Annotated in this window: 1 protein-coding gene; it reads right to left on the minus strand. The window is 66.9% G+C overall.

Annotation, left to right across the window (positions count from 1 at the left end; all coding sequences use genetic code 11):
• Nucleotides 1-399 (minus strand): GntR family transcriptional regulator (locus VSR34_RS38870; RefSeq protein ID WP_342965295.1); only part of this gene is annotated, 399 nt, incomplete at both ends.

The following is a 399-nucleotide window of genomic DNA, read 5'->3' on the forward strand; positions in this document are numbered from 1 at the left end:
CGTCGAGCGCGCTGCGCATGCGCGCGAGGTCGTCCGGTTTCGCGCGTTGCGCGGCGAGACCGGCGCATTCGGTTTCGAGGCTGATGCGCAACTCCAGAATGGACAGCACGTCGCGCAGCGTGGTGGCGGGCACCATGTCGATGCCGAGCTTTTCGCGCTGCGGCTCGAGCACGAAGCTGCCGATGCCGTGCCGCGTCTCGATGATCTTGCCTGCCTGCAGGCGCGAGATCGCCTCGCGGATCACCGTGCGGCTCACGCTGAGCGTGTTCATCAACTGGGATTCGGTCGGGAGTTTGTCGCCGGGCTTCAGCACGTTGGCCGCGATCTGCTCGGTGACGTAGCCGACGACGAACTCGGCCAGATTGCGAGCGCGTCGTGGCGGTGCCGCGGATGCTAGTG

Origin of the sequence: Paraburkholderia sp. JHI2823 (assembly GCF_038900695.1) — a bacterium.
GTDB classification, from domain to species: domain Bacteria; phylum Pseudomonadota; class Gammaproteobacteria; order Burkholderiales; family Burkholderiaceae; genus Paraburkholderia; species Paraburkholderia mimosarum.